General features: G+C 46.1%; 26 protein-coding genes. 11 read left to right on the plus strand and 15 right to left on the minus strand.

All coding sequences use genetic code 11. From position 1 onward, the window contains the following. Positions 1–82: 82 nt before the first annotated feature. From NDI34_RS09975 to speY, 4 genes are all read right to left on the minus strand, one after another. Positions 83–670 (minus strand): chemotaxis protein CheW, encoded by a 588-nt coding sequence (locus NDI34_RS09975; protein ID WP_190437513.1) that lies wholly within the window; start codon positions 668–670, stop codon positions 83–85. A gap of 35 nt (positions 671–705) precedes the next feature. Then, positions 706–1071: a response regulator gene (locus tag NDI34_RS09980; RefSeq protein ID WP_190412983.1), complete on the minus strand. Its 366-nt coding sequence runs from the start codon at positions 1069–1071 to the stop codon at positions 706–708. Positions 1072–1100: 29 nt separating this feature from the next. After that, positions 1101–2318: a response regulator gene (locus NDI34_RS09985; protein ID WP_190683646.1), complete on the minus strand. Its 1218-nt coding sequence runs from the start codon at positions 2316–2318 to the stop codon at positions 1101–1103. A gap of 354 nt (positions 2319–2672) precedes the next feature. Beyond that, positions 2673–3866 carry a deoxyhypusine synthase gene (gene speY / locus NDI34_RS09990; protein WP_190412981.1) on the minus strand — a complete coding sequence of 398 codons (1194 nt, stop codon included), beginning with the start codon at positions 3864–3866 and terminating at the stop codon, positions 2673–2675. A 27-nt stretch (positions 3867–3893) separates the two neighbouring features. Here speY and NDI34_RS09995 point away from each other — a divergent pair, with 27 nt between their 5' ends. Further along, positions 3894–4064 carry a hypothetical protein gene (locus NDI34_RS09995; RefSeq protein ID WP_348232578.1) on the plus strand — a complete coding sequence of 57 codons (171 nt, stop codon included), beginning with the start codon at positions 3894–3896 and terminating at the stop codon, positions 4062–4064. 74 nt (positions 4065–4138) lie between these two features. Here the strand turns inward: NDI34_RS09995 and NDI34_RS10000 are convergent, their stop codons facing one another. After that, entirely contained in the window at positions 4139–4657 is a 519-nt protein-coding gene (locus NDI34_RS10000; RefSeq protein ID WP_348232579.1) for an O-acetyl-ADP-ribose deacetylase, read from the minus strand. A 155-nt stretch (positions 4658–4812) separates the two neighbouring features. Between NDI34_RS10000 and NDI34_RS10005 the strand changes: the two genes are divergently transcribed. Then, the gene (locus tag NDI34_RS10005) at positions 4813–5166 is read left to right on the plus strand and encodes a hypothetical protein (RefSeq protein ID WP_190428680.1); all 354 of its coding nucleotides are present in this window, start codon (positions 4813–4815) and stop codon (positions 5164–5166) included. Positions 5167–5366: 200 nt separating this feature from the next. On the opposite strand, the gene NDI34_RS10010 is transcribed toward NDI34_RS10005, so the two are convergent. Both NDI34_RS10010 and NDI34_RS10015 read right to left on the minus strand, forming a co-directional pair. Further along, positions 5367–6458: a response regulator gene (locus NDI34_RS10010; RefSeq protein WP_190412977.1), complete on the minus strand. Its 1092-nt coding sequence runs from the start codon at positions 6456–6458 to the stop codon at positions 5367–5369. A 212-nt stretch (positions 6459–6670) separates the two neighbouring features. Further along, positions 6671–8275 carry an ATP-binding protein gene (locus NDI34_RS10015; RefSeq protein WP_348232580.1) on the minus strand — a complete coding sequence of 535 codons (1605 nt, stop codon included), beginning with the start codon at positions 8273–8275 and terminating at the stop codon, positions 6671–6673. A 207-nt stretch (positions 8276–8482) separates the two neighbouring features. Here NDI34_RS10015 and cobO point away from each other — a divergent pair, with 207 nt between their 5' ends. Next, the gene (cobO, locus tag NDI34_RS10020; RefSeq protein WP_190412975.1) at positions 8483–9157 is read left to right on the plus strand and encodes a cob(I)yrinic acid a,c-diamide adenosyltransferase; all 675 of its coding nucleotides are present in this window, start codon (positions 8483–8485) and stop codon (positions 9155–9157) included. 143 nt (positions 9158–9300) lie between these two features. Here cobO and NDI34_RS10025 read toward each other — a convergent pair whose 3' ends face one another. The 5 genes from NDI34_RS10025 to NDI34_RS10045 form a co-directional block, all read right to left on the minus strand. Further along, entirely contained in the window at positions 9301–9819 is a 519-nt protein-coding gene (locus tag NDI34_RS10025) for a hypothetical protein (protein ID WP_348232581.1), read from the minus strand. A gap of 556 nt (positions 9820–10375) precedes the next feature. Then, positions 10376–11365 (minus strand): RNA polymerase sigma factor, RpoD/SigA family, encoded by a 990-nt coding sequence (locus NDI34_RS10030; RefSeq protein ID WP_348232582.1) that lies wholly within the window; start codon positions 11363–11365, stop codon positions 10376–10378. A 563-nt stretch (positions 11366–11928) separates the two neighbouring features. Next, entirely contained in the window at positions 11929–13668 is a 1740-nt protein-coding gene (locus NDI34_RS10035; protein ID WP_190437538.1) for an ATP-binding protein, read from the minus strand. A 144-nt stretch (positions 13669–13812) separates the two neighbouring features. Then, positions 13813–14613: a glutathione S-transferase family protein gene (locus NDI34_RS10040; protein ID WP_190437541.1), complete on the minus strand. Its 801-nt coding sequence runs from the start codon at positions 14611–14613 to the stop codon at positions 13813–13815. 351 nt (positions 14614–14964) lie between these two features. Next, positions 14965–15234 (minus strand): GlsB/YeaQ/YmgE family stress response membrane protein, encoded by a 270-nt coding sequence (locus NDI34_RS10045; RefSeq protein WP_190412970.1) that lies wholly within the window; start codon positions 15232–15234, stop codon positions 14965–14967. Between the two features lie 698 nt (positions 15235–15932). Here NDI34_RS10045 and NDI34_RS10050 point away from each other — a divergent pair. After that, a complete protein-coding gene (locus NDI34_RS10050; RefSeq protein WP_190428676.1) occupies positions 15933–16760 on the plus strand; it encodes a fasciclin domain-containing protein in 828 nt (275 codons plus the stop codon). 189 nt (positions 16761–16949) lie between these two features. Then, a complete protein-coding gene (locus NDI34_RS10055) occupies positions 16950–17552 on the plus strand; it encodes a hypothetical protein (RefSeq protein ID WP_242030332.1) in 603 nt (200 codons plus the stop codon). Between the two features lie 51 nt (positions 17553–17603). Here the strand turns inward: NDI34_RS10055 and NDI34_RS10060 are convergent, their stop codons facing one another. Next, positions 17604–18089: a gluconokinase, GntK/IdnK-type gene (locus NDI34_RS10060; protein WP_190527495.1), complete on the minus strand. Its 486-nt coding sequence runs from the start codon at positions 18087–18089 to the stop codon at positions 17604–17606. Between the two features lie 158 nt (positions 18090–18247). Between NDI34_RS10060 and NDI34_RS10065 the strand changes: the two genes are divergently transcribed. Together NDI34_RS10065 and NDI34_RS10070 are read left to right on the plus strand one after the other, a co-directional pair. Next, positions 18248–18568 (plus strand): hypothetical protein, encoded by a 321-nt coding sequence (locus tag NDI34_RS10065; protein WP_190412967.1) that lies wholly within the window; start codon positions 18248–18250, stop codon positions 18566–18568. Further along, positions 18565–18933: an aspartyl protease gene (locus NDI34_RS10070; RefSeq protein WP_190412966.1), complete on the plus strand. Its 369-nt coding sequence runs from the start codon at positions 18565–18567 to the stop codon at positions 18931–18933. Before NDI34_RS10065 ends, NDI34_RS10070 begins: the two co-directional genes overlap by 4 nt. Before the next feature lie 211 nt (positions 18934–19144). Here the strand turns inward: NDI34_RS10070 and NDI34_RS10075 are convergent, their stop codons facing one another. Continuing rightward, entirely contained in the window at positions 19145–20752 is a 1608-nt protein-coding gene (locus NDI34_RS10075; RefSeq protein WP_348232583.1) for an NAD(P)H-hydrate dehydratase, read from the minus strand. Between the two features lie 97 nt (positions 20753–20849). Then, positions 20850–21683: a hypothetical protein gene (locus tag NDI34_RS10080; protein ID WP_348232584.1), complete on the minus strand. Its 834-nt coding sequence runs from the start codon at positions 21681–21683 to the stop codon at positions 20850–20852. A 246-nt stretch (positions 21684–21929) separates the two neighbouring features. Between NDI34_RS10080 and mnmA the strand changes: the two genes are divergently transcribed. From mnmA to sat, 4 genes are all read left to right on the plus strand, one after another. Then, positions 21930–22985, plus strand: coding sequence for a tRNA 2-thiouridine(34) synthase MnmA (gene mnmA, locus NDI34_RS10085; RefSeq protein ID WP_348232585.1), 1056 nt, complete (start codon positions 21930–21932; stop codon positions 22983–22985). Between the two features lie 414 nt (positions 22986–23399). Then, the gene (locus tag NDI34_RS10090; RefSeq protein ID WP_190984749.1) at positions 23400–23672 is read left to right on the plus strand and encodes a hypothetical protein; all 273 of its coding nucleotides are present in this window, start codon (positions 23400–23402) and stop codon (positions 23670–23672) included. Beyond that, the gene (locus tag NDI34_RS10095; RefSeq protein ID WP_348232586.1) at positions 23659–23976 is read left to right on the plus strand and encodes a hypothetical protein; all 318 of its coding nucleotides are present in this window, start codon (positions 23659–23661) and stop codon (positions 23974–23976) included. The genes NDI34_RS10090 and NDI34_RS10095 overlap by 14 nt, the downstream gene beginning before the upstream one ends. A gap of 133 nt (positions 23977–24109) precedes the next feature. Next, positions 24110–25324: a sulfate adenylyltransferase gene (gene sat / locus NDI34_RS10100; RefSeq protein ID WP_190984751.1), complete on the plus strand. Its 1215-nt coding sequence runs from the start codon at positions 24110–24112 to the stop codon at positions 25322–25324. Positions 25325–25368: the final 44 nt, after the last annotated feature.

Genomic DNA, 25368 nt, shown 5'->3' on the forward strand with positions numbered 1-25368 from the left:
AGTTGATTAAGGGATACAGATAGAGGTTAAAAAATTGAAATTCCAGACCCAAAGAAAGACATCTGGATATTCAAACAGCCATTCAAACTTCTGGCTTAGGCATTCCAGCCATGATGGATTCTCCCTCTAGAACCACCAGTATTTCACCATTTGATTTCAGCCAATATCCCCGTAAAAATGGCACCAATTCCGGGGTGACAGATGATTGTGGAGGAGATTGAATTAAATCTGGATCGCAGCTTTCGATGTCTTCGACTCGATTCACTACCAATCCCAGCATCTTTTTTCCTGTGATTTGGCTACCAGTTCGCTGTTTACCAAGGATTTGCTGTTCCCCATGAATCACAATGACTGTGTAGGTTGATCGGTTAATTGCCTGTAAGTATAAGGGAGTCAGCCCTACCAAATGACCGAGATCCGCAATCCATAAAATCTCACCGCGCCAGTTATAAACTCCCATCACCCAAGCTGGCATATGAGGAATGGGGACAATCTGACTAACTGGAATTGTCAGCACCTCTGTCATTTGGTGCATGGGGAATAGTGCGGTAATGTCAGGAAAAAGATGAAACCGCAAAAATTGCTCTCCCACGACTGCTTTATGTTCTGCGGTTGGGATTTCAAATTGTTGAATTAAAGCTTTGTTTCCAGACAAAAATTCAGATTCCATTGCTTGTCTCTTGACGGTGCTGACGAAGATTTTTCCTAACCTTTAATTAATTGATTAACAGTACGCAGTAGTTCCTCTTGATCGACTGGTTTTGGAATGTAGGCATCTGCTCCTTGTTTCATACCCCAAAATTTATCCATATCAGTGCTTTTGGTGGAACACATCACGACTGGAATTTTGCTGGTTTCTGCATCTGCTTTGAGTTCGCGGCAGAGTTCAAAGCCGCTACGACCGGGCAATACAACGTCTAAAATGATCACATCAGGTTTATGGCTACTGATTTTTTCTAAGGCTTCTTCTCCAGTATTGGCTGTTAAAACATTTAATCCACCTCGTCGCAAGCAGCTAGCAAAAGTTTCCCTTTCAGTTAGGGTATCTTCAACGATTAAAGCAGTATGCATTGTATTAAGGCTCCTAGGAAAAACAAAAATCAACTGACCACGAGGGAACTGTTTTTGAGGTGCTTGAGGTACTTGTTGGTTATCGCTAGCACCTTTTCTGCATCGACTGGTTTCCCCATGAAATCTGAAGCTCCGACAACCTTAGCTCGGACTCGGTCAATGATACCGTCATTTCCTGTCAAAATAATAATTGGGGTATCTCGGAAAGCAGAAACTTTACGCAATTGGGTACAAATTTCATAGCCGTTCGTATTGGGCATTACCAAGTCTAAAAAGATGATATGAGGTTTGCGGTTTAATAAAGTAGCGATCGCTCGCATCGAATCTGGTACTGCCAAAAATTGATACCCGGCTGACGTAAGAATCTTTTCCATATTTTTGCAAACCAACGGGCTATCATCCACACAAGCAATGAGTGGTTTTCGAGTTGCCGCTTGAGCGGGTGTTTTGCCTGAAGAAGTCGGAAGATTCTTAGCAGGTAATTCTGAAGAAGTCGGGGAAACCGGATTTGCTAAATCAGGAATATCATTTAACTCTACTAATCCAGTTTCAAGGTAAGGCAATAGAGATCGGGTTACTTCCGCAACATTGCGCTTAGTTTGAACCGCAATATCTCGTAAGGTTCTTTGCCCATCTAATAACAATGTCAGAGATTTATAAACGGTAGGCGAGGTTTTTTGTTGGAGTTGTTCTGGTTGCTTGATCGATGGCGCTCGATTGGGAAGCACATCAGAAATTTTAGCGATTTTCCAGGCTTGCCAAATTTCTTGAGTTTTCGCGATCGCTTGTTCGGCATCAATCAATAACAACTGGGGGGCTAAGGCATTTTCTTGCTTGATTTGTAATGCTTTTGGTACTTCTTGAGTAATGTCAAACAATAATTCAAGAACAATGCCTTGAATTATTTTTACAACTTGTTCGCGGGTAATTTTTTGCTGCTTCAGCCATAAACATAACAAATAATATTCTCGACAGTTTTTGCTAAGATCGGAAGAAGTTTCAGAAATATCAGTTTGTAAACTAAGTTGATTCGGACTAACATTAGAACAATTTATTCCTAAATGTCTTTGCCACCTTCTAACCGGATGAGTTCCTCCAGTTGCGTACAAAATCCGACCCAGGTAGAAGTAAAGAATCCACTCTCGCCCCAAAGTACCTTTCAGGAACAGCCGCCCACTAAAGCGAGCTTCCTTCAAAGTAGTCAGCTTGCTAGCAAAAGCAGTAATCGTCATAGGTTGGGCGGTCATAATTCTTGATTCCTTCTTGCAAAGTTCGCTTGACTTTAGCGAAAACCAGAGTTTACATTTATAAATATTTCTGATAAAAAAGCCTATTAATTTAATTAATAGCACTATATAGAAATAACAAGTCTCAGTAATTTCACTGAAATATTTTTAGAATTTTAGGCGTTCCGTAAATTTACGAAACCCCCCTATTTTAATAATTTTTATTAAGATACGAGCAAACAATTTGATTTCGCTTTGATAATAGTAAATTGAGTCTTAGTTGAGTAAAAATTAAGATAGTTTATTGAGCATAAAACGGAATAAAAAATCCCCCAGGTTGATGCAACTTGGGGGATTTGATCCAAAAGCAGCCTGCTATTGGGTATTAGGAATTAGCCTGCCGCAGGGATAAGTTGCTACAGGTTGTTCAGAAGCATTTTCGACAACAGCGGCAGGAATTTCATCGGAAGGCTGGGTTTTTGCTGCTTGATAGTCCGTCCGCAATTTTGAGAACATCTCTTCTCGACGATCGTACAAGCGCTTCAGGGGGCGGGGCTGACATTGGTTCATCACGTAGGCGGCGATGAGAGGCAGGGCAATTGTGCTGTCGGTGTAACAGACAATGGTGCTAGGTAACTCTTCGGGGTCAATCTTGCCCCAGCTAACGGCTTCGCTGGGTGTTGCACCAGAGAGTCCGCCGGTATCAGGGCGCGCATCGGTGACTTGTACGAAGTAATCGTGACCTCGTTCCTCTAATCCCAACACTTCGTGAAGTTGCGGTTGAGTTTGCAGCAGGAAGTTTTTGGGACTACCACCGCCAATAATCACGGCGGCGCTTTTGCCTTCTACGTCTGGGTTGCCGGTTTCACGAGCGCAGTAGGCGATCGCAGCTGTCTCATTCACATCAATGGCTGGATCTAGCACTAAGTTTGAGCCTTCTAGGGACAATGCTGCTACGTTCATCCCAATCGAACTATCCCCCGGCGAAGAAGTATAAATAGGCACACCACATTCATAAGCTGTCGCCAATAAGCAGGAATTTTTCACTCCTAACTGCTTTTCCACTTCCCGAACATACTTTCCAAGCAGGTAGTGAAATTCAGCAGTTCCCATCCGCTTTTGGAACGGTTCTGCTTGCAAAATCTTTCGGATGAAGGCATCAGTTTCCAGCAGCACATCGTAGCCAAAGATAATGTCATAAATGCGAATGGTGCCTTCTTCGCGCAGTTTCACATCATCTGCAAACGGATTCCCTGCGTAAAGGTCGAAACCCAGCCCGAAATGCATATCGTGGTAAAGATTGGCACCCGTGCTGATCATCCAGTCAATAAAACCGTGGCGAATCAGGGGAGCCAAAATTCCCACACCCATCCCAGCGGGGGTCATCGCGCCTGATAGACTGACTCCGACGGTGACGCCCTCACGCATGACCTCTCGGCTGAGCAAGTGACACATTTCCCGCAGACGCGCTGAGTTGTAGGCGCTGAAGTAACCATCAATTAGATCGACAACATTAATTGCTGTCGGCATGGGGGCGGGTGCGATTTTGTTACCGGGCAGTTGTGACATTTTTTACTTTTAAAAGAATGAACCGCATTGTCAACTATAACCAGCAAAAGCGAGTCAGAAACCCAACTGGAGCAGGAAAAATATAAGTGTGGGGAAAAGATAAATGAGAGCGAGAGCGATCGCACTCGTTGCATCCTCACGCAGATAATTTTGTCGGGTAAGCAGCGATCGCGATCGCGCCATCCTTTATCTGATTGAATTCTACTCAGTATCGGTGGGGTCTTTTTGCCCTTACAGCACTTAGGATTTTTTCAGGCGAGCGCTACCTTGTCTTAAATAATTTCTTTTATCGCAGCCGAGTAAGAATTATAGGCAGTATCCCCAAAGCAAACGAAAATCGCCTGCTCTATCGAGGTAGTGCGCTCCAAAAACTTCTTCACTTCAGTTACAGCAATTCTAGTGGCGCGTTCTATCGGGAACCCATAGACACCCGTGCTAATAGCTGGGAAAGCAATGCTGCGTATCTCGTATTGCTCCGCCAAAGCCAGAGAATTGCGATAACATCTAGCTAGCAGCTCATCTTCCTGGCGATCGCCCCCTCGCCAAATTGGGCCAACTGTGTGAATTACCCACTTGGCGGGGAGATTGTAACCTTTTGTAATCTTTGCTTCACCAGTGGCACAGCCCTTCAACTGGCGACATTCTGACAACAATTCTGGTCCAGCGGCGCGGTGAATCGCCCCATCGACGCCGCCACCACCGAGTAAGGAGGTATTCGCTGCGTTGACGATCCCATCTACCTTTTGCTGAGTTATATCGCCTTGAACGATTGCAATTTTGCCTAAAATCATGGGATTTTTTTCCTTAGCACAAAAAACTGGCCAAGACCGGCTGAGTCATAATTGCCATCATAGGGGTGTTGCAAAGCTCCCTGCGGGGATCGCAAAAGCGCTCGCCACAATTCGATAAATCTCAAATTTTTGTAAACTGGAAAAAGGTCATTCTCATGGCTTTAATCCAGAGAAGGATTTTGTCTCAGTCCAGTCAATATGACAAGATGGCAAGCAATCTTTCCTCTCGCAATCCAGTTAGAGTTCAATCAGCATCTCAGAGTCAGCACCATAATCATTGGTCTAATTTTGAGGAAATGTTGCAACGGCTTCATGCAGAAGGTTTGTACATTCATCCCGATCATCTGGCAGAATTTCTGCTGGCGCATGGTATCCCTGTCAACCTCCGCTATGTACCCGAACATTTGAAGAGTAAAGCGGTTTTCATTAACGAGAACTACCAGGGCGATATGGCTCATTTAGTTGAAGAACCCGATGCTACTTCCAGCCAGTTTCCGTGGTTGAATTAAGACCAGATAATCGCTAATGGCTAATCGCTCGTAGCTAATTGTTAATAGTTATGGGCGATTAGCGATCGGCGCTCAATTAGAGATGTAAAATCAAAACTTTGATTTTTCCTCAGCAAGGGGAGAGATTTAATTTAGCAGTTTATTTATATCTATTTACAGATAATAGTTGTGCTACAAATTGCACATAGTTTTAAATTCGTTCACATAGGCAGGGCAACACGCACAATGGTTTTTTGAGTGGGAATACTCTCAATTGATAATTCGCCAGCGTGTAGTTCGGCTAGGCGTTTAGCAATGAGCAAGCCCAAACCAGAGCCTTGCTGTGAAGCGAGTTTGCGCTCAAATCGCATATAGGCTCCAATTGTCGCAATTTGCTCTGGTGTCATCCCCTGTCCGAAGTTGCTCACGGACAGTACAAAAGTGCTATTTTTACATCGAGTGGCAACGCGAATTGCGGTGTTGGGAGACGAAAATTTACAGGCATTATCGATTAGTTCTTCCACAATTTTTCGCAATTTTGGCTCTGAAATTAAGACGGCAGCTTCTTGGAGGTCTAATTCCAAATCCATTTCCCGGCAAACTTGCTTGGCTTTTTTAATCGCCGCTTCTGCGATCGCGCTCTTCGCTGAATCAGTTCGGCTGTTTTGTCTAAGATCCGCTATCTGAAGCGGATCGGTTCCGATTAGCTCTAATTGAGCGAAGAGTAAAAAATTCTGGACTAACTTAGATAAACGTTCCGCAGAGGTACGAATATCGACTGCCATTTCTAGAATTTCTTGCGGTTCTAGGGAGTCGGCTTCATCAATTAACATTTGCGAACAACACAAAATGCCATTGAGGGGAGTATGGAGTTCGTGAGGGAGGGAGAAAGAGATATTGCTGCGTAAATCATCGAGTTTTTTTTGCGAATGTCGCTCAATCGCCGCCTGTTTTTCCATCCTCGCTGCGATCGCTCCCAGTAATTCCGCTCTCGTAAATGGCTTGGTGAGGTAGTCGTCTGCACCCAATTCCATCCCTTGACGCCAATCTGTTTTTGCTGCTTTGGCAGTGAGAAAGATAAAGGGAATCGTTGCCGTGACAGGGTTAGAGCGAAGTGCCTTCAGAACGCCATAACCGTCGAGTTCCGGCATTAGCGCATCGGAGAGAATTAAATCGGGGATTTCTGCTTGAGCTAACTGCAACCCTATTTGACCATTTTCGGCTGCAATAGCGTCAAATCCCTCTGCTTCTAACAACTCCAGAATGTTCTCTCTGATAGATATTTCATCTTCAATTACCAGAATCTTTGCCATATCAGCGATCGCCTAGCAGGTAAGCAATTAAAAATTAAAAATGTCAGCTCCCAGGACTGCAAACAAGATGTTCGCTAGGATTGTCCAAATTCAATGCACAACAACCGAGCAGCTTTAATAAGGTTTGAGTATGTTCGGGGCACTTTCTTCTATACACCCAAACTTTCCTTTTAAATAAAGACTTTAGACTTTATCTTGCAAGAAAGCTTACCTTAGCACGGGCGGGTAGACCTTGCCTCTACAGCACTCTTCAGGGGTAGTCTTACTTTAAATTTAGTGCCCACACCCACTTTACTCTTAACGGTAATCTCACCCCCGTGAAGATCCACACACTTCTTAACGATTGCTAATCCTAAACCAGTTCCAGGGATGTTGCCGACATTCGCGGATCGATGAAATGCTTCAAATAAGCACTGACGCTCTTGCAGAGGAATCCCAATTCCTTTGTCTTCAATTTGGAAGACGATTGCATCTTTTTGTTGGGTAATTTCAAATCTGACTGGACTCCCTTCAGGCGAATATTTTATCGCGTTTGAAAGGAGATTGCTAAGAATATGTCGCAGCAATTTTTCATCTAGACTAAAGGAGGTATATTTGCAATGATTAATCAAGTTAATTGCACGGGAATTGCCCTCATTCAGTTGCAATTCTTTCACTAATTCAATACAAAATTCTTCCAGATGCAGCGGTTCAGGTTTGAAGTCCGACTGTCCGGCTTCGGCTTTACCAATGATTAATACATCATCAAGCAGTCCAATCATGTGCTTAACAGCGATTTGAATGCGATGCAGGTGGATGAGTTTTTTCTCTTCAGACCAATTGTTACTGTAATGTTCCAATAATTCGGCAGAAGAGAGGATCGTACTCAGGGGAGTGCGGAATTCGTGGGAAGTCATGGAGATAAAGCGGGATTTTAGGTCGCCGAGTTCTTTTTCTCGCTCAAGCGATGCTCGCAGTTCTTCTTCTAATTGCTTTCGTTTGGTAATATCAATTCCTACTGTGACAGCCGCTTGATCTTGGTTGTATTTCTGCGCCACCATAAGATAATTTTTGATATTGCCGTCAACTTCTGCGGTCACTTCCTGAGAGGTTGTTTTCGTCGGGGAAGCAAAGAATTGCTCCACAAATTCACTAAAGTTGGGGCTACTGTCAAAACAGCTAAGTTCCTGACCGACAAATTCCTCTGAAGACAAGTTAAAGGATGCAGCTAAATGCTGGTTGACGCCCAGGTATTGTAAATCCGAGCTAATCCAGGAGACAAATCCAGGCACGGCATCTAAGACGGCTAAAAGTTGGTTTTTTGCCTGTTGCAGCGCCAATCCCATTTGCTTATATGCTGCCATTGTAATTTCATGCACCTCTGACTGAGCCAGCAGAAGTTGATGCACGTCTAACAATTTATAAATTCCGGGTGCTGTTTGTACGATGATCGGTTCATAGATCAATTCAGGCGCTCGCTTCAAAGACTCCCGCACCGCTGCGGTAATGGAAGTATAACTGGGAAAAACTAGAATTTCGGTATGGTTGAATTGATAGAGCGATCGCAAACTTCGTTTCGACAGTAACTCCAAGCTGTAACGACGGCTCAGATATTCAAAAAAACGCCTGCGACTGATCATCCCGACTAGTTGGTTTTTATCCATGAGGATTAAACCCGGTAGTAGCGGTTTTTCCTCGAAAAGCCTGAGAACCTCTGCGGCTGTGTGGTTGTATTCAATGCAAGCCTCAGACAGGGTTAATCCCTGCAATGTAGACTCCAAATTCAGATTAAGTTGCTCTGCACCTTGTTCAGAAGAGATTGATAAGGTTAAAGACATAAATCTTAAAAGAAGGTAAGTAAATTTATACTGAAATCAGTGTTGCTGAATCTATAGGCAAAATGGAAGGGGGGTTATGCCCTCTGTCTTGAAGTGATGACTGGGAGCGCTTCCCTGCAATTAGAAGGAATTGCCGATGGCTTATCCTGATGCATATCCCTTTGGGGCTATTTTAATAGGTGTGAAAGTTTTTTCTAGGCAGACTTGATGACAACTCCTACCCCGACTGATTTAAATAAAAATTTAGAATCTGCTGACTTACTGGAGACAGAAACATCATCACTAACTCCAGAACAATACCAGCGCAAGATGCAGCGGCGCAAGGAAGTTCAAGAGCAGCGGGTGGCAAAGGCATCTCAGGAGAAAGGCTTAATTATTGTTAATACAGGCAATGGCAAGGGAAAAACCACTGCTGCTTTGGGAATGGTAATGCGATCGCTTGGTCACGGCTATCGAGTCGGGATCGTACAATTCATTAAAGGAGCCTGGGAACCCGCTGAGAAAGCTGTCCTCGGTCGCTGGGAAGGTCAGCTAGAGTTCCACGCGATGGGAGAAGGCTTCACTTGGGAAACTCAAGACCAACAGCGAGATATCCAGAAAGCGCATCAGGCTTGGGAAACTGGACTCAGCTTTATCCGCAATCCTGAATTTAAGCTAGTGCTGTTGGATGAAATCAACGTAGCTTTAAAACTCGGCTATTTGAGCGTTGAGGAAGTGCTAGCTGGGTTGGAGGAAAAGCCTGCGGATTCTCACGTTATTCTCACCGGCAGAGGTGCCCCAGCAGCCCTAATTGAACGAGCCGACTTGGTAACGGAAATGACCCTCGTTAAGCATCCGTTCCGGGAACAGGGCGTCAAAGCGCAGCCAGGAATCGAGTTTTGAAGTTCAAAAAATAAAGAAACCCGTTTTCTTCAAGAAAACGGGTTTTTGGAGGAGCTAATTGTTTTTCTGGTGATTAGTCATGGGTTAGTAGCAACAAACTACTGACAACTACCTTGATTTGCACAGCCAAAGCTTACTTCTAGTTAGAAGTTAACTTTACAAGCGTTCAAGATTTGCTGGTCGTTAGCGCTAATTTTGTTAATTGGGTGATAGCCCTGGAGCCGTAAACTATCTTCAATGGGCAACCGACTATCGGCAGAGGCGACTGGGGGGGCTTCGCTGAGGGCAATTGAGTGAGAATATGTTGTACTGTCGTAGGGATCTTGAACGGTTAGATTGATTTGCTGTGCCCCAACCTTGCCGGAAAAACAACTATATTCTGAGGAAGGCATATAAAATGCACCCCTTACCTTTCCCTGACGCGCCTCAAATACTATATATTCTTGACCAATCTCTTCTGTCTTTTGGGAGCTACCATACAAATAAATACCGTCAGCCACTGAAGTGTTTGATGCTGGCATTTGTGCAAGGGAAACGGAATTTGTGCCAACGATTCCCGTCTTACTGAAGGATGTTGGTGCTTGCAATGCAACTGTGCTGGTTGCGAAGCTCATCGTTAGAAGTAATCCTAGGGCAGGTACTTCAAGCGGAAGCCGAGACATAAATTGCTGATAAAACTTGTTAAGCACCGTTTTTTCCCCCCTAGCAATTACGAGCAGACACCCTCAAGCATCTAATTACAAAGTACCTAATTCCTTAGGTGTAAAGCTTCACCCATTTGAATGAACCGTAGGTCATCCGAAAGGAGTTTTTTTTGTTAAGACAAGCAACGCATTCATCTTTGATTCCCGGTTATTAAATTGCCTTCTAAAATCAAAATGCGTATTTATACTCACTTTATTCACCCGTTTTATGAGCTTTCCCAAATCGGGTCAGTGTGGGCTTGTCTGTAGTACTTGTTCCTTAACTGTGGATGACTTCACTGGCACCCGTTCGAGTTCCCGAACGGCTTTACGAAACTTTACAAAAATATAAAAAAAGAGCAGTAACAGATTTTAGATGTCTACAAAAAACTTCAACAGGTAGACACAGCTAAAAGCGGGGATTGAAATGACTGAAAAACCCGCCCTTACTTAGCTGTAAGGACGGGTTTTAGGAGCGATCGCTATAGGATGATCTGGGAGGCAGGAGCATAGCGGGTCAATCCCGCCTCTACAATTAACTAGCAGCGATATACTCGCGGACATTCGCCTTACCCTTGCGTAGATGGGCGAGGGCTTGGTGTTCTAGCTGGCGTACCCGTTCGCGGCTGAGGCTTAGGCGTTCGCCGACTTTTGCTAGAGATAGCTCGTTACCATCTTCCAAGCCAAAGCGCAGAGTTAGCACTTCCCGCTGCTGTGGGGTTAGTTCTGCCAGAAGATCGTCCAGGTCTTGCCGCAGCGACTCCTGAGTCATATAATGGTCAGGGGTTGGCCCTTCGTCTTCCAGAAGGTCTTGCAGTTCGGTATCCTGGTTATCGCCAACGCGCACATCCAGAGAAATTGGTTGACGGGCGATATTCAAGTACTCGCGGATCAACGCGGGTTCTAAGTCCAGCGCCTTAGCGATTTCACCGGGGGTAGCACTGCGACCAAGCGTCTGAGCTAGTTCCCGTTGCACCCGCTTAATTTTATTAAGCTTTTCGGTGATGTGGATGGGCAAACGAATCGCACGGGCTTGTTGAGCGATCGCGCGAGTAATCGCTTGGCGAATCCACCAGTAGGCGTAGGTCGAAAACTTGTAACCGCGCATCGGGTCAAATTTCTCGACGCCGCGTTCCAAGCCGAGAGTACCTTCCTGAATCAAATCCAGGAATTCCATGTTACGCTTCTGGTACTTCTTCGCGATCGCGACCACTAGACGCAAGTTAGCTTCTATCATCTTGCGCTTTGCCCGCGTTCCCAGTTTGATTATCCGGTCAAGTTCGGGTTCACTCAAGCTAACATGGTCTGCCCACTCTTGATGAGTTGGTTCTCGCTGCAATGTCTCAGCCAAGGTCTCCTTCGCCTCCAGCAGCGCCATCATTTGCTGCACCTGCTTGCCGAAGACAATCTCTTGTTCGTGGGTCAGCAGGGGCACGCGCCCAATCTCATGCAGATAGGTGCGAACCATATCAGCCGTAAACGTGGGTTGTTTAGTCGTCTTTTTTAGGGTGTTGGCAGTGGGCATGAGTGAGTGGTGACTCCGTAAACAAGCAACAATTCTGTAGCAGGGGTTGACCTTAGCGGGAGATTGCCAGCTCTTACAATGAGAGTAGCTAGGTCAATTAGTGGAACACATCCTGCAAAAGTTGTAAAGATCGCCTACCCAATTGAATAGGCAAACATAACACACAAAAAGCTAATCGTCAAACCTTTCGGCTGGGGGATGCCTTAAAGAGCTGGTATCGACCCCCATTTAGCCACTCCTGATAGGTAATAAAGGCTAAAAAGTCAAAGTCGGTATGAGTTTGTTTTACATTTCTATCGTATCACTAATGATAGACGACGCTCCAGGTTGAAAGGTTCATCCGATTGGGTTAAACTTGCTGCTCTGGCAAATTCCTGTTAACCCTTGAGTACCACCCGGAAAATCATTAGCTAAAAGCGTCCTATCTGTGTCCTATATATATAATCATCCACGGAAAACCCTTCAACGGGTACTCTAGTCGTTGTGGGATAACCGAACTATTTTTGCCTAGAAGTCCGTAGTCAATAGTCCAATGACTATTGACTACGGATTAAAAACCACGATCAAAAACCAATATCAGCTTTAGCGGCTTCAGCCGCAGCGAACACTTCATCGTCTGGCATCTCTTCCCAGCAAGTATCGCCAATTTCTCTGTAGAACGTTTCATCGTAAGGGCGAGTCCTTACCACGACGGGCATCGGAACCGCGTGACCCAAAATTAAGGCTTGTTGCTTAGAATCCAGCTTTGCCAGAACGGAACGCAGACTCATGCCGCCAGAGACGCCAGTAAAAATGGCGTCGATGTCTTTGTCATCGTTTAGCAAAGCAGTGATGCGGGTGCCAATCTGGGACATCACCTCATTATCAATTCCAGAGGGACGCTGATCTACCACCAGAAGGGTGACAAAGTATTTTCGCATCTCGCGGGCAATCGTACCAAAAATGGTACTTTGCACGATGGCGGAGTCAAGGAAGCGGTGGGCTTCTTCTATCGTAATGACTAGCTGCTGAGGACGATCGATCGGGTTCTTGGTCTGCAAAAACAATTCAGACTTGCTTACATAAGCTTTGTGAATGCGGCGGGTGATCATATTCGTCACCAGCATATAGGAGAGCATATCTGACTGAGAACCAAACTCAATCACCACGTGCTGACCTGCATCAAGGCATTGCAAAATTTGATTAACGTAGTTGTGGGGACAGGCAGTTCGCAGATATTTGAGATTTTCCAGGCGCATCAGCTTGCGCTGCAACGCCATAATTGAACCCTTATGACCCTTCTTCTCCTCGCAGAACAGCTGGATTTCCTCGTTGGTCATATTCAACAGTTGGACAATCCAGGAGTTGCCAAACTCGGCGTGCAGAATATTGGCATTGTCCAAAGCTGCTTCAGAAAGACCTAACTCATTCCGCACCAGCATGATGTCTTGGACTTCGATTTGGTCGTAGCTGAGGTACAGTTCCTGAGAGTCACGCACCCCCCGCCGCTTGGTAGATTGGGGGTCAAGGGTGTAAATTTGCACCTGTCCTGGGAATAGCTGCCGCAAGCCTTTGACAGTGCTGAAGTGTTTGCCTTCGCGGACGGCTTCCCAGCCATATTCCGAGTGCATATCAAAAATTAAATTGACCGCTGCCTGCCTGCGGATGATGCCAGATAAGAGTAAGCGGGTGAGAAAGGATTTGCCGGTGCCAGATTTCCCGAAAACGCCGTTGCTGCGTTCCACGAATCGGTGTAAATCCAGACATACGGGCACATCCATATCCAAAGGTTGACCGATGGCGAAGTTGCACCGAGTGGGGTCATCTTCCCAACCAAAGACGGCGCGGAAATCGCGTTCCGTCGCATCATAAACCTGGCTGAAGTGGCTGGGAATTGTCTTAACAGGCATCAACTCCATCTCAGTATCAGCGCTACTTTGCAGCTGAAAGGATGCGAGAGTTCCTCCGTTGGATTTGCCGTTGGAGTTAGGATTTTCGGCACCCACCACATAAGCGCCTACTGACTTTGTTGCTTCTCGTGTCAGCATTAACATCGGCGTCAGATTGATGGTGCCATAGGTGCCACTCCCTGCTAAAACCGCTTGCAAAAAAGTGTCCTCTGGACTGGGAGGATTGGCGACAATTCGCTGACTGGAGGTGCCTAGGGAAACGTCTGTGAGCATACAGAAGAAATCTGAACGGGCACCTTTGACTACCAGAAATTTGCCAACCCGCATATCCTCAACAGAAATATCGGGATGCAGTCTTACTTCTAGTCCCTGACTGAGGGAACCTTGAATTACCGACCCTAATGGCATTTCCATAATCGCTTCTGGAGTCTTTTTAGTGTTGCTTCAGAACCCTTAGGCATCCAAAGTTTACCCTAATTCTCGGAGCCTAGCTATTCACTCAATTTTAGATTTTGGATTTTTAAACCAATCCAAAATCTAAAATCTAAAATGGATTGCCTAATCTATCTCAATTGATGTCGGCGTTGATCCTGTAGCTCCGGCGGTTGTGTTGGCACTTAGGGGTTTGCGATAATCGGCATAAAGGCGATCGCGCCAGTTGAAAAATGTCTCGTAGGCGCTACGGTCAGCCAAACCAGGGATTCCTTTGCCTCTAAGGGTTTCGGGAAGGTCAAGATAGGGGCCAGAGGGAAATTTAATCAGCATACTCAGTCCAGCGACGGCAAAATCTGCCAAGGTTGGATAATCGCCGACTAAGTAAGGGCTTTCCAATAGTAGCAGGGATAGGCTCTCTAGGTCTTGCTGAAGATCCTCTGTCGCCGCTTGTACGGCATCGGGGCCGTATCCGACGCCAAGACCCAGGAGATTCAGCACTTCACCAGGCAGTGCCCCCACGAGAGTCTTGAGAGCATCTGGCGTGTTGCTCGGTAAAATCGAGGTGCGGAAGTTCTGATTTTGGCTGAGTGCCCCAAATAACACCTTACGACTTTTGGAACCAATAGATTCATCTGCCCAGGCTTCAATCAGTAAGCACAGTCCCTTTTGTTTCGGGTCAACGGGGATTAGGGGTCGGTCGGGATATTGCTTATCGAGGTACTTAGCGATCGCTGTCGAATCAGCAATTACTGTATTGCCATCCTTCAGGACGGGTACCTGTCGTTGACCAGACATCCGGAACAATTCTACCTGTCCCACTCCTGGTGTTACCTCAATTTTGCGGTAGGGCAGACCTTTATAATCCAGCAGCAGTCGCACTTTTTCGGAGTAGTGGGATAGCTCAAATTGGTACAACTCCAGCATTTTTTATCTCCTTCTATTTTTAAGTAACACTGTTAATCTAACGCTTTTAGCCTACTATTGTTATTATTTGCATCGGTGGAACTAAAAGCAAAAATTATTGTTTTTGGGCAGATGTACTTATTAAATTACTTATTTTTGCTTATAAAAAATACAGCTTGAAAAATTACAACTTTGCCAAATTAAAAGTTGAGTTCAAATGGCTTTATTTTTTTAATAAAAAATGAGCGAATCGGCTTTGTTAAATGCAGCCAAATAACGACGGCTGTAACACAAAATAGAGCCAATAAAAATACCCCAGGCTAAGCTGGGGTGCTTTCTAAATGCTAGATGGTAATAAAAGGGAACCCTTAATTAAGCTCTCTGGCGAGTTAACAAGCCCCACAGGAATAGCAGAACCATTGCGCCTAGAACAGCAAAAGCAATACTCGGTACTGTCAACGCTCCGTAGGCTGCGCCTCCCGATGATCCCAGTAAAACTTGTCCTAAATAACCACCAACCAAGGCACCTAAAATACCTAATACCATTGTGGCGAGGATACCGCCGCCTTGATGACCGGGATAAATAGCTTTAGCAATCGCACCTGCAATCAGACCTAAAACAATCCAAGCAATAATTCCCATTTTTTTGCTCCGTTCTTATTAATGTTTTTTGTTGATGTTGTTATCTTTTTGTTGTTATTAGAATAACAAGCTGGCTTAATTGTCCACCTCTATCAGAGGGTATAATCAAAAGGCATAGATAATGAAGCTATTGCTTAAGTTTGTTTATATATAAAGAAGTAGTATTTCCAGTTAATTAACTGGATTGCAATAAATTTTGGCTGACTGAGGGCGGTTGAAGCCAGAAACGGCAATCATGACTCAACTCGCCCAGTGGAGAGGGCGGTGCTAGCCTCAGCAAAGCGGAGAACAAAGCTCTATTTAGTCAGACGCGCGAACTTTTTACTCCCCTAACAGAAAGTAGGCAGGAGGGAGAAAAGCCGGAATCGCTCCGAGACAGGAATGGTTTCTGCCTAGATGAGCGTAGGTAAACGTAGGCGCGATCGCAACAAAATTCTCCTTTTAGTCTGAAGAGCGTACCAGCCGCCTTGCAACCTCTAACTCTTAACAAGCCGCCACGAAGAAAGCTAACGCTGATATTCTTAATAAGAAATAAGTTGCACCTTTTCGCCTATTTAGCTACTTAGATTGTTCAATCCCCCTGTGTTGTCCCGGTTTCCCCATCGGTTGGCAGAGGAACTCACACTTTAGGCAGAGGTAAACATATGTAACAAAATGTGAAGTTAACTAGGTCTAAGTTTTTAGGGAAACCCTTAGCAATGACCAATCAAAAACGCAACAGTTTGATTAAACAACTGGCTAGCCTGATGGGAGTTATCGGTGCTAGTACCCTTATGGGTCTGCCAGCTGGTGCCCAGGTGAATCCCAACCCTGAAATTCTTCAATCAGACGTTTTCAGCAAGCCGCCCTACAATCGCGATCGCAGCGCTCAGTCAACCCCAAGAACTGTACCATCCCCTACCGCTATCCCTAGCCAAGGCGCTCAGCCGAAGCCGTCTTCTACCGACCGGATGATGCAATCCCCCAGCAACAGCACTCAGCCCCCTGCTACAGAAGGGATGATGCAATCCCCCAGCAACAGCACTCAGCCCCCTGCCACAGAAGGGATGATGCCAGCCCCCGGCGAAGGTCCTGACCCGGCTGCTACACAAGGGACGATGCCTTCAAGTAGCAACTTGGTTGCGCTTGCTGCCCAAAATGGTTCATTCAAAATTCTGACTGCTGCTTTGGAAGCCGCAGGTTTGACCGAAACCCTGGAACAACAAGGACCGTTCACGGTTTTTGCACCGACTGATGCAGCATTTGCAGCTTTACCCGAAGGCACTGTCGAAAAGTTACTGCAACCAGAAAATAAAGCGATGCTGGTTCAGATTTTGACCTACCACGTCATTCCCGGCAAAGTGAGTTCTTCCCAGTTGAAATCTGGAGAAGTGACGACAGTTGAAGGCAGCCCAGTCACCGTTAAGGTTGGAAACGATGGCGTGATGGTGGGCAACGCCAATGTCTCTCAGGCTAACATCGAAGCCACTAATGGCATCATTCATGCGATTGACAAGGTGATTATGCCACCGATGCCGACCAAGTAGATGTGAAACAGAGTCATCGTTTGTAACGCTAACGTTTCAAAAGAATAAACACCGTTCCGAGAAAGCTTGGGGCGGTGTTTTTTATCTCTGGCTATGAATAATTTGGTACTGAGGAAATTCAGGATAAATTAGAATACAATCGACACAAACATGGAGCATTTTGCTTCATGGGCGCTGAGGAGTGGGGAAATGGAGCGTTTCAAGGATTTATTTCTGCAAGAAGGAGTCGCCTTAGAAGGTGACAGGAAAAAGGTAAAAAAAAGCCTTTTTTACTTTTTATTTTTTGCGTTTTACTTTTTGCTTCCCGTAACGGATTCGACTTCCGGTAAGATAGGGTTTGCTTTTTGTCAGCCAGCATCGGCTCAAGCAGCATACGGCAGCTATGTGGGTGTTGGTGCTACGGTGGGGATTAATGATAATGATTTTGGAGAAGGTCGCCAAATCGGTGGGGTGGTTGCTGTACGCTACAAACTCTTGCAAGCTCCCCTTTCCTTAAGGGCACAAGCGCTAATTGGGGCGAGTCCAGCGGTTGTGCCAACGATTTCCTATGATATCCCCCTCAACTGGCAAACAGATGTCTATGTGGGTGCAGGCGTTGCTTTTGGCAGTGGGAATCGGACACCTTCGCCGGTAGGGGATAAAACCAGTTTTGCGATTCAACCGGGGATTGATTACGTCGTTCCCAACAGCAATGCTGTTCTTTTTGGCAATGCGATTATTGCTTTTGATGCCTACCGCGATGGCGGCGGTACGGCTGTTTCAGTCCAGGGTGGTGTGGGTTTGAGATTTTAGGGATTGCCTGTGGCGAGACAGCGGAGTTGGAATCATTTGCGATCGCTCGTTTTAGATTTCTAGACGCCTGCGAATCTGCTGCACGATTACGTCTAGCGGCTCGGAAACATCCACCCAGAGGGCATTCTGTGGTTCCTCAAGGGTGTCAAACTGGCTTTGCAGGAGTGTTTTGGTCATAAAGTGACTTTGACGCTCCTCCAGCCGCTGCGCGATCGCCTCAAAACTCCCTTTGAGATAAACGAGGCGCATCTGTTGTGGATCTCGCCACAGCATCTGACGATAGGATTCTTTTAAGGCAGAACACGCTAGTACCCGATTCTTGCCTTCCTGTAGCCATTGGTCGATGGCGTGTTGCATGGCTTGCAACCACGGCATTCGGTCGGCATCGGTGAGGGGAATGCCACGGCTCATCTTTTCAATATTAGCGGTTGAGTGGAAGCAGTCGGCGTCGCTGAAGCCCCAGTTTAGTTCTTGTGCGAGTAGCTGGGCGACGGTAGATTTGCCGCTACCAGATACGCCCATGACGAGAATAATCACTTTTTTATTACTAATCCGTTTCAGTTATTTTAAAATGCGATCGCTTCCATAATCTTGTCGATTTTAAATAATTGAAATTAAGCGATCGCGCCCATTAAATCGCCACACATACATAAAGATATACTATTAAATAGTTACACGACTACGGAACGGTAATCATGACCCAGAAAACCCACAGACGAGTACCGCGTGGCAGCCGAATTTTTCCCGATCGCCCCCCGCTTTCTCCAGAAGAGATAGCAAAACGCAAGGCTGAGGATGAAGCATTTGGCAAGCGATGTCGGGAAATTTTTAACCAAGTTTACCCGGAATTAGTCGCGGAGCATTACGACTGGTTCATACATATTGAGCCAGAAAGCGGAGACTATTTCATTGACCCCGATGAAGAAGTCAGTTTCCAAAAAGCCAAGCAGAAGCACCCTACAGCAGTGCTGATGGCAATGCGCCTGAATGAAACCGGGACTTGCGGCAAAATATGATCCAAGGCTATTTTGGCGAGAAGGGCGAGCTATTTTTTGAGATTGACTTAATCGCGGATGATGGTTCATTAGTTACAGTGAATGCGTTGCTAGACACCGGATTCACTGACTGGTTGGTAATGGATATCCAAGATGTAGAGAGTTTGGGATGGTCATTTGTCAAGAAAGAGCAAATGCAGACAGCAAGGGGAGAGGCAACGTTTAATCTTTATCGAGGAACTGTTGTTATGGAGGGTAAAGAGTTTACTATTCCCGTTTTAGGGGGTGAAGAAATTACCGAGGTTTTACTGGGTTTACCCTGGCTAGAAAATCGGCGGTTAGTAGTAGATAGAAAAGCAGGTTTGCTGACGTTAGGAGAAGAGTAAGGAGAAAGCGATCGCCTTCCAAGCGCTTCATAAAAAACAACGGCGATTTCTCTAATCTTCCATCATCATTTCCCACAACCACCCGACAATATTTTCAACTAAATTCGGCTGATAACAGAGAAGAATTGCAGTGACAAGAAGCCATTTGCTAAAAGCAATACCGCTGCGATACGGCTAAATTTCGCGCTGTTTCCTTCTGTTGCCAAGAATACTAGAACGCCGTGGCGATCGCAGTGCCGTAAGCTCTATGCACAACTGCCATCAAATACTGAGTCAAAGTATACGCATCAACTCCTAACTCAGTCCGCTCCTCGGCTGCCAAAATTCCGGCTTGAGCGTGCCACCAAGCCGCACTTTGCACCATCTCTGCGATGGGTAACTCTTGCTGAGATGCCGTTGCGACCAATCCACCCATTAGCCCCGTTAGCACATCTCCACTACCGCCACGGGCTAAAGCGGGAGTGCTTTCGGGAACAATCCATACTGAGCCACCAGGATGGCAGATTGCAGTCCTTGCCCCCTTCAGGAGTACCACTGCCCCACTTTGCTGGGCTGCTTCCCGAACTGCACTTACCCGATCTTTCGTGGTATCGGGTGCATCTGGAAACAAACGCTTAAACTCACCTGTATGAGGGGTGAGAACAGTAGGTGCTTGTCGTTTAGAGAGAGTCGGTATCGGGTTTAATTGGGCGAGGATATTCAAGCCATCAGCATCTAAAACAATCGGCAAATCGCTTTCTAATACTTTTTCGACGACTGACGTGGCATCTTTTGTCAAACCGGGACCACAAGCGATCGCATTATACGAACTCAAATCAATTTCTTCTGGCAAAGATGCGATCGCACCTGTCTCTGTCTCCGGACAACCGATAATCAGCGCTTCTGGCAACTGAGCCACCAGCAAAGGTTTCAGCGATTCTGGCACCGCAATTGAGAGCATCCCGACACCACTTGCTCTCGCTCCCAAACCGGATAGAATCGCGCCTCCAGCATACTTGCGAGAACCGCAAATCAACAGCAAATGTCCTTGTTTGTACTTGTGAGTTACTGCGGGGCGAGGAATGGGAAGATGCGCGATCGCAACTGCCGATGTCACCCGCTGAATGTTGGGCGTCTCACCCAGTACCGCCGAGATATCCGCCACCGGGATACCAAAATCAATCAGTTCCGCTTTTCCAACAGATTCCAAGGCTCGATCTTGCAGAAACGCCAATTTCCACAAGCCCAAGCAAAACGTGTGAGTTGCACGAACCGCCGTTCCCAGAACTTCCCCAGTATCGGTATGCAAACCAGAAGGCAAATCGATACTAATGACTGGCTTAGACCACTGATTCAGTTGATGAATCGCAGAAAATATGGGTTCTGCGATCGCTCTTTCTAACCCAAACCCAAATAAACCATCAATAATTAGATCGCACCCTTGCAACGGCTCAATTTGCTCAACACAGGGAATGCCCAAACTCTCAGCATACTGGGCGTGTTGCGAAGTTAATTCCTTCAGCTTGGCAATCGGACAATAGATAACAACTTCATAACCCTGAAAATGCAACTCACGGGCGACTACCAACCCATCGCCCCCATTATGACCCGGTCCCACCAAAACGCCTACACGCAGTTTATTCTTACCTCCCCCCGTTGACCGGGGGAATAAGGGGGGCAAACAAGGATAAAGCGCTTGAACTCGACTAGCAATCAGACCCCCGACCTTTTCCATCAAAGCCGCCACTGGCATTCCAGCCGCAAAGATGCGCCCTTCAATCTCGCGCATCTGCTGGGCAGTCACCACGATTTGCTGAATCTTTTCCTGCCTCTGTTGCATCTGTGCCAATTTCAGTGCTGATTTCTGTGAGTTCTAAGTTTTATCTTACTCAGCATGAGCATGGGCAAAGTCTCCCCGCCCCTACAGCAGGGGCACGCTATTGACCAAAATAAACCACCCGCGCATCCATACCATTAGACCGAAGAAAGCGACTCCAGCGTTCTGCTTGTGACTGATTCTCAAAAGGGCCGACCGCAACGTGGGGTCCGCGTGGTACTTCTCTTTGAAACACCTCATCCTTGGGGAACCCCAGCCGGATCATGTGGGCAGCAATGTCAGGTAAATACTCCTGACTCCCTGGAATCACAACGAAATAGGTAACTTCCTCCACTTCTTCCCTACGGGTGACTGGACGAGAATCGAAATTCTCTGCATCAGCATCAAAATTCTCCTCAGAATAAGCGCTAATTTTCGCCCGAATGCCCCATTCTTCCAGATCCCGAATCCGCTGCTGGGCTTTAACTTCATCAGCAAATACTCCCGCTTGGATTACACCCCCGCCGTACCGCACAAAAGCTTCGGGTTCTATTTTTCGGACTTGGGCTAACAACAGCGGGCTATCCCCATTAATAAAAACCCCAAAGAGACGAGAATTCCGACGCACCGGGGGAGAATTCTCATCTCTACTTCTGCTGGGTGTCCTTCTGCTAGGTGTAATTGGTGGTGCCTGAAATTCAATCTCACGCCTGCCCGAAGGATTCGGTGAAATCGAGGGCAAAGTATCTTGAGGAAACGCTGGCGGAGTATTTGGTGATGTAGGTAAGCCAGGAAGCACATCAGGTGGTGTAGGGAGAGGTCTGGCTGCTGCTGGAATTGGGTGTGGAATGAGCAAATATCCACCCCAGAACAAGCACGAGGCAAGGGACAACAGCCAACAGGTTTTTCTTTCTCTGTTGCCATGAGTGAGTAAACGCTGCTGATTGCTCCTCATTTAAAATCAGCTCTCCTCGGCGATCTTCCAGGAATTGTGCGGACAAAATTTGTAGTCAATCTAGCATAATTAGTCATCAGTCCTTCATCATTAGTGATTAAAACGTTGGAATATTGTCAGGTTGGAACGTTTTAACCTGACAACGCCTACAGACAAAGGACTAATCACTCTAGACGAATGACGATTATCAAAGTGTTAGTCTAGAAAAGAAAAAACTGATAATTCAGTAATTCACTTTTTCGTTCTATGAATAAAGTCGTCGTCGGCCTCTCCGGTGGAGTTGATAGTTCCGTCGCAGCTGCCACCCTCCATCATCAAGGATATGAAGTTGTTGGTCTTACCCTCTGGCTAATGAAGGGTAAAGGTCAATGCTGTTCTGAGGGAATGGTCGATGCGGCTTCTCTTTGCGAACAGTTGAGCATTCCCCATCACATTGTTGATAGCCGGGATGTTTTTCAGGAAAATATTGTCGATTACCTAGTTGCCGGATACGAATCGGGGATTACTCCGTTGCCTTGTTCTCAGTGCAATAAGGCGGTGAAATTTGGCCCGATGCTGCGCTATGCCTCTGAAGAGTTGGGGATTGATAAAATTGCCACGGGTCATTATGCGCGGATCGGGTATGACGCAGAAACCGGACGTTATCAGCTACGTCGGGCTGTAGATTTATCTAAGGATCAGTCGTACTTTTTGTACGATTTGAGCCAAGAAATGCTAGCGGGATCGATGTTTCCGTTGGGAGAACTACACAAGACAGAAACTCGGCGTATCGCCGCAGAATTCGGCTTAAAAACCGCTGATAAGCCGGAAAGTATGGATTTGTGTTTGGTTGAATCCCACGGTTCCATGCAGACGTTTCTAGACAAGTACATTTCTCAGCAAACGGGTGACATTGTTGACCAGTCCGGGAAGGTGTTAGGTCAGCATACGGGTATTCATCACTACACCATTGGACAGCGGAAGGGAATTGGTGTTGCGGCGGCGGAACCGCTGTATGTGGTGGCGTTGGATGCGGTACGGAATCGAGTGATTGTAGGCGATCGCGCTAGCACTCATAAGCCTGAATGCACCGCAGCACGGTTAAACTGGGTTTCTATCCCAGAACCCACCAGTCCCATCCGCGCCGAAGTGCAAGTTCGCTATCGCTCAAAGGCAGTGCCAGTCACCGTAATTCCCTTGGAAGATTCGCGAATCAAGCTTGTCTTCGATGAACCTCAGTTCGGGATTACCCCTGGACAAGCTGCGGTTTTGTACGATGGAGATATCGTACTCGGCGGTGGCATTATTGAAAGGTTTGAGTAATTAAGAAACCAAAGGAGCGCCAAGATACGCAAAGGAAATTATACTTAGCGTACTCTACAAGAAATAGACAATTTATTTAGAGGCAAAGCTAAAATATTTTGCCTCTTTTTTATTGCTGTTCAATCAGCTAAAGAGGTGTTATTTTTGGGATAAATGTAAATCCAATTCAGAGAATTTCCTAGCTTAAAACTGCATAAGTGAAGCCATTAAAGATTCTAAAATTATTCAAACAGCACCAAAAAGTTATCCGAGGCATCTCTTGCAGCCGCAGAATAGAAGCTAATTATATTATCCTATCCGTGCCGTAATGTTATACATTTCCTGCATCGACTCTTGAAAACGGTTGAATTCAAAATTCTGTCCTGTTTCTAGGTAAAGCAAGATACTGTCTGGTACCTTTATATCCCTTCAAAAATGCCTATCTATGAGCTTTTGGAAAGAATAAAACCTAGACCTGGTATGTACTTGGGAAAGAAGTCTATTACCTTATTAAAGGCATTTATTTCCGGGTACTATTTTGCTAGACAAACAAATAATGTTGCTATTCTAGAAGAAATTCCTCCATTTGGAAAATTTCATGATTGGATTGCTAGATATTACAATTGGGAATCATCAACAGCAGGATGGAATAACATTATTTTGCAAGAACTTGGAGACGAAGCCAAAGCTCTAGATGTTTTTTTTTGAGCTACTCGAATTATTCAAACAACGATTGCCCATCTTAAAGCATCGTGTGTTTCTAAGTTCGCAACATACATCTACCAGAGTCGTGCGTCGGTATCGCTATGTAAATGGGGAAAAAATAGAGCTATCTCCACCTCAAGAAATTAGAATTGTGCAATACACACCTGACTCTGGTTTCTATCTCTTTCAAATATCGCAGGAGTGGGGAGCTTCCGAAGAAGGTTACTTTGAAACAGAGGAGTTAGCGATGGAACAAGTCTATAAAGAGTTTCAAGTTACCTGGGATGAATGGGAAGCGATCGCATAATGAGCGCAAACACGTTAGTTGAAAAATCGATTCTCTTTAACCCCAAGAGAAGGGAACTGGGGGGTTAGGTTTTTCACCGTCCGGTTCTATATATTGGTACGATGTTTTTTGCAGCTAAAATTAACAATTCGATATGAGTCAGCGTCCAGACGGCATAGCACCTCACGGCGGTCAGCTAATTAATCGCATCGCAACACCAGAACAACGACAAGTATTTCTCGATAAAGCCGACTTTCTGCCCAGAGTGCAACTCGACGAACGAGCAACATCGGATTTAGAGTTGATTGCCATTGGTGGATTTAGTCCGCTGACTGGCTTTATGGAACAGGCAGACTACGATCGCGTAGTGACTGAAATGCGGCTTGCCAATGGGCTACCGTGGGCAATTCCCGTCACGCTTTCGGTGGATGAGTCGGTTGCGGCGAATCTCAAAGAAGGCGGTTTGGTGCGTCTGGATGACCCGACTGGTAGATTTGTGGGTGTCATGGAACTCACACAAAAGTATCGCTACGACAAAACCCGCGAGGCGGTGAATGTTTATCGTACCCACGATGAAAAGCACCCAGGCGTTAAGGTTGTCTACAAACAAGGGGAAATAAATCTCGCGGGTTCAGTTTGGCTGTTGCAACGCGACTCTCATCCTTTATTCCCTAATTACCAGATCGATCCCGCTCAATCTCGCGCCATGTTCAAAGAAAGGGGATGGAAAACGATTGTCGGCTTCCAAACTCGCAACCCCATCCACCGGGCGCATGAATATATCCAAAAGTGCGCTTTAGAAACCGTAGATGGCTTGTTCTTGCATCCCTTAGTGGGAGTCACTAAAGATGATGACATCTCGGCAGAGATTCGGATGCGCTGCTACGAGATTATGCTGGAACACTACTACCCCCAAGACCGGGTAATTTTGGCAATTAATCCCGCTGCGATGCGCTACGCTGGCCCTAGAGAGGCAATTTTCCATGCCCTGCTTCGCAAGAATTACGGCTGTACGCACTTCATCGTTGGACGCGACCATGCGGGTGTCGGCGATTATTATGGAACTTACGATGCTCAGCACATTTTTGATGAGTTTGAGCCGGGTGAATTGGGCATCACGCCGATGAAGTTTGAACACGCCTTCTACTGCACGCGCACGCAGACAATGGCGACGACAAAGACGAGTCCCAGCACTCCCGCTGAACGCATTCATCTATCGGGAACGAAGGTGCGAGAAATGCTACGTCGGGGTGAATTGCCACCACCAGAGTTTTCTCGTCCAGAAGTTGCGGCAGAATTGGCAAGGGCGATGCAGGTGCCAGAGGAAGCAAGCAAATTTAAGATTGCAAGTTTCAAATTTGAAATTTGAGAGGGGATGCTGCTTAAATTTGAAAATTTGCCATTCTTTCTATT

Source organism: Trichocoleus sp. DQ-U1 (assembly GCF_039961925.1).
Lineage (GTDB): Bacteria > Cyanobacteriota > Cyanobacteriia > Cyanobacteriales > FACHB-T130 > FACHB-T130.